Origin of the sequence: Flavobacterium sp. FlaQc-47, assembly GCF_044006475.1 — a bacterium.
Taxonomy (GTDB): Bacteria; Bacteroidota; Bacteroidia; order Flavobacteriales; family Flavobacteriaceae; genus Flavobacterium.
The window spans coordinates 1-4,879 of the sequence record NZ_JBIPCQ010000015.1 but is presented as its reverse complement, the minus strand read 5'-3'; the positions used below and the strand labels follow the sequence as shown (position 1 = coordinate 4,879).

Annotated in this window: 2 tRNA genes and 3 rRNA genes; all 5 read left to right on the top strand. The window is 46.8% G+C overall.

What is annotated here, in order from left to right:
• Positions 1–1,051, top strand: a 16S ribosomal RNA gene (locus tag ACHRVX_RS23800); the annotation flags it as partial.
• Between the two features lie 196 nt (positions 1,052–1,247).
• Positions 1,248–1,321 (top strand) — tRNA-Ile (locus tag ACHRVX_RS23795).
• Positions 1,322–1,460: 139 nt separating this feature from the next.
• Positions 1,461–1,534: transfer RNA gene (locus tag ACHRVX_RS23790), tRNA-Ala, on the top strand.
• A gap of 170 nt (positions 1,535–1,704) precedes the next feature.
• Positions 1,705–4,589: ribosomal RNA gene (locus tag ACHRVX_RS23785) — 23S ribosomal RNA — on the top strand.
• A gap of 181 nt (positions 4,590–4,770) precedes the next feature.
• A 5S ribosomal RNA gene (rrf, locus tag ACHRVX_RS23780) occupies positions 4,771–4,879 on the top strand; the annotation flags it as partial.

Below are 4,879 nucleotides of genomic sequence, written 5' to 3'. Positions count from 1 at the left end.
AGCTTGACGGTATCGTAAGAATAAGGATCGGCTAACTCCGTGCCAGCAGCCGCGGTAATACGGAGGATCCAAGCGTTATCCGGAATCATTGGGTTTAAAGGGTCCGTAGGCGGTTTAATAAGTCAGTGGTGAAAGCCCATCGCTCAACGGTGGAACGGCCATTGATACTGTTAGACTTGAATTATTAGGAAGTAACTAGAATATGTAGTGTAGCGGTGAAATGCTTAGAGATTACATGGAATACCAATTGCGAAGGCAGGTTACTACTAATTGATTGACGCTGATGGACGAAAGCGTGGGTAGCGAACAGGATTAGATACCCTGGTAGTCCACGCCGTAAACGATGGATACTAGCTGTTGGGAGCAATCTCAGTGGCTAAGCGAAAGTGATAAGTATCCCACCTGGGGAGTACGTTCGCAAGAATGAAACTCAAAGGAATTGACGGGGGCCCGCACAAGCGGTGGAGCATGTGGTTTAATTCGATGATACGCGAGGAACCTTACCAAGGCTTAAATGTAGATTGACCGTTTTGGAAACAGAACTTTCGCAAGACAATTTACAAGGTGCTGCATGGTTGTCGTCAGCTCGTGCCGTGAGGTGTCAGGTTAAGTCCTATAACGAGCGCAACCCCTGTTGTTAGTTGCCAGCGAGTCAAGTCGGGAACTCTAACAAGACTGCCAGTGCAAACTGTGAGGAAGGTGGGGATGACGTCAAATCATCACGGCCCTTACGCCTTGGGCTACACACGTGCTACAATGGCCGGTACAGAGAGCAGCCACTGGGCGACCAGGAGCGAATCTATAAAACCGGTCACAGTTCGGATCGGAGTCTGCAACTCGACTCCGTGAAGCTGGAATCGCTAGTAATCGGATATCAGCCATGATCCGGTGAATACGTTCCCGGGCCTTGTACACACCGCCCGTCAAGCCATGGAAGCTGGGGGTGCCTGAAGTCGGTGACCGCAAGGAGCTGCCTAGGGTAAAACTGGTAACTAGGGCTAAGTCGTAACAAGGTAGCCGTACCGGAAGGTGCGGCTGGAACACCTCCTTTCTAGAGCCTCAAGTGTTAGCTTAAAAAAGTTTAAAGAAAAGAGTTATAAGTTATACGTCTTGACGTTTAACCCTTAACAATTAACTTTTAACCAAAAAGCACGCTGAGGAAAAAAGAAGCAGCTTTATGGGTTTTGATTTTAAGGCTATTTTACTCTTGCTGTTAGTTCAAATAATAAATTTTAAGGAATAAAGAGTGTCTCGTAGCTCAGCTGGTTAGAGTACTACACTGATAATGTAGGGGTCGACAGTTCGAGTCTGTCCGAGACAACTATTTTAAAGTTATAAGTTATTAATTATAAATTATAAGTTTAAAAAAACTCAAAAAACTTAAAAAAAAAGGAAATTTTAGAAGTTGAGCGTTTATGAGCCATTCATAACTCATAATTCATAACTCATCATTTAAAAATGGGGGATTAGCTCAGCTGGCTAGAGCGCCTGCCTTGCACGCAGGAGGTCAACGGTTCGACTCCGTTATTCTCCACAAAAGCTATAAGCCATAGGCTGTAAGCTTAATGCGTAAAGCCTAGAGCTTAAAGCATTATAAAGTTCATTGACATATTGAGATAAGAAATAATAAAAAGTAGAAAGCGTTTTTTACAATTTTATTGTAAAAGACAAAAAAAACGGTCTTAATTAATTTTAAGATTGGTACAATAAGCAAAATAAGGGCGTATGGGGGATGCCTTGGCTCTCAGAGGCGATGAAAGGCGTGATAAGCTGCGAAAAGCTGCGGGGACGGGCACACACCGATTGATCCGCAGATACCTGAATGGGGCAACCCACTATGTTGAAGACATAGTACACCGATAGGTGGGCAAACCCGCTGAACTGAAACATCTAAGTAGGCGGAGGAGAAGAAAACAAAAGTGATTCCGTAAGTAGTGGCGAGCGAACGCGGATTAGCCCAAACCAGTGTTGTTACGGCAATGCTGGGGTTGTAGGACCACGAGATTTTATGCATGCAGAACCGGAATTGACTGGAAAGTCAAGCCATAGAGGGTGATAGCCCCGTATGGGTAATAAATGTAATAGATAGTGGTATCCTGAGTAGGGCGGGGCACGTGAAACCCTGTCTGAATTTGGCGGGACCATCCGCTAAGGCTAAATACTCCTGAGAGACCGATAGTGAACCAGTACCGTGAGGGAAAGGTGAAAAGAACCGTGAATAACGGAGTGAAATAGATCCTGAAACCATACGCTTACAAGCGGTCGGAGCCCTTTCGTGGGGTGACGGCGTGCCTTTTGCATAATGAGCCTACGAGTTAACGTTGCTGGCAAGGTTAAGTGGTTAAGCCACGGATCCGTAGCGAAAGCGAGTCTGAATAGGGCGCTTTAGTCAGTAGTGTTAGACGCGAAACCGTGTGATCTACCCATGGGCAGGTTGAAGCTGTGGTAACACACAGTGGAGGACCGAACCGGTTGACGTTGAAAAGTCTTCGGATGACCTGTGGGTAGGGGTGAAAGGCCAATCAAACTCGGAAATAGCTCGTACTCCCCGAAATGCATTTAGGTGCAGCGCTGAAATTAAAGTTATATAGAGGTAGAGCTACTGATTGGATGCGGGGGCTTCACCGCCTACCAATTCCTGACAAACTCCGAATGCTATATAATGTTTCTCAGCAGTGAGGGCTTGGGTGCTAAGGTCCAAGTCCGAGAGGGAAAGAACCCAGACCATCAGCTAAGGTCCCCAAATATATACTAAGTTGAAAGAACGAGGTTTGTCTGCCCAGACAGCTAGGATGTTGGCTTGGAAGCAGCCATTCATTTAAAGAGTGCGTAACAGCTCACTAGTCGAGCGGACGAGCATGGATAATAATCGGGCATAAGTATATTACCGAAGCTATGGATTTACAGGTAACTGTAAGTGGTAGGGGAGCATTCTAACAGGGTTGAAGGTGTATCGTCAGGTATGCTGGACTGGTTAGAAAAGAAAATGTAGGCATAAGTAACGATAATGCGGGCGAGAAACCCGCACACCGAAAAACTAAGGTTTCCACAGCTATGCTAATCAGCTGTGGGTTAGTCTGGTCCTAAGGCGAACCCGAAAGGGACAGTCGATGGCTAACGGGTTAATATTCCCGTACTACTAATTACTGTGATGGGGTGACGGAGTGATGAAAGCGCCGCGAACTGACGGAATAGTTCGTTGAAGTACCTACCTATAAGATCTGCAGGCAAATCCACAGATCTTGGGGAAATACGATAGTACTCGGAGTCTTCGGACAAAGAGATAGTGCGCCTAAGGGCTTCCAAGAAAAACCTCTAAACTTCAGGTAATTAGTACCAGTACCGTAAACCGACACAGGTAGTTGAGGAGAGAATCCTAAGGTGCTCGAGAGATTCATGGCTAAGGAATTAGGCAAAATAGACCCGTAACTTCGGGAGAAGGGTCGCCCTGAGTAATCAGGGCCGCAGTGAAGAGGTCCAGGCGACTGTTTATCAAAAACACAGGGCTCTGCAAAATCGTAAGATGAAGTATAGGGCCTGACACCTGCCCGGTGCTGGAAGGTTAAGAGGAGATGTTATCTTCGGAGAAGCATTGAATTGAAGCCCCAGTAAACGGCGGCCGTAACTATAACGGTCCTAAGGTAGCGAAATTCCTTGTCGGGTAAGTTCCGACCTGCACGAATGGTGTAACGATCTGGACACTGTCTCAGCCATGAGCTCGGTGAAATTGTAGTAACGGTGAAGATGCCGTTTACCCGCAGTGGGACGAAAAGACCCTGTGCACCTTTACTATAGCTTAGTATTGACCTTGGATAAATGATGTGTAGGATAGGTTGGAGACTGTGAAGTGGCGTCGCCAGGCGTTGTGGAGTCATTGTTGAAATACAACCCTTTGTTTATCTGAGGCCTAACCCCGCGATTGTGGGGGACATTGCTTGGTGGGTAGTTTGACTGGGGTGGTCGCCTCCAAAAGAGTAACGGAGGCTTCTAAAGGTTCCCTCAGTACGCTTGGTAACCGTGCGTAGAGTGCAATGGCATAAGGGAGCTTGACTGAGAGACATACAGGTCGATCAGGTACGAAAGTAGAGCATAGTGATCCGGTGGTTCCGCATGGAAGGGCCATCGCTCAAAGGATAAAAGGTACGCCGGGGATAACAGGCTGATCTCCCCCAAGAGCTCATATCGACGGGGGGGTTTGGCACCTCGATGTCGGCTCGTCACATCCTGGGGCTGGAGAAGGTCCCAAGGGTTGGGCTGTTCGCCCATTAAAGTGGCACGCGAGCTGGGTTCAGAACGTCGTGAGACAGTTCGGTCTCTATCTACTGTGGGCGTTAGAAATTTGAGTGGATCTGATTCTAGTACGAGAGGACCGAATTGGACAAACCTCTGGTGTATCTGTTGTTCCGCCAGGAGCATCGCAGAGTAGCTACGTTTGGAAGGGATAAGCGCTGAAAGCATATAAGCGCGAAACCCACCACAAGATGAGATTTCTTTTAAGGATCGTGGAAGATGACCACGTTGATAGGCTATAGATGTAAAGGCAGTAATGTCATAGTCGAGTAGTACTAATAATCCGTAAGCTTATGTACACCCTTTTCCTCCGGGGCAACCCGGAGGAAGAAACTTTCTAAAAATAATAAATAAAAATACTTTCTTTATCTCAGTATGTTAAGATATTTGCCCGTCGCGGGCAGTCTTAAAGACGAAAGTCAAAAAGTTAAAAAGTGAAAACTTTACACTTTATGACCTTAGACTTTAGACTAACAACCTTAAGGTGGTTATTGCGGCGGGGCTCACCTCTTCCCATCCCGAACAGAGTAGTTAAGCCCGCCTGCGCAGATGGTACTGCAGTTATGTGGGAGAGTATGTCGTCGCCTTT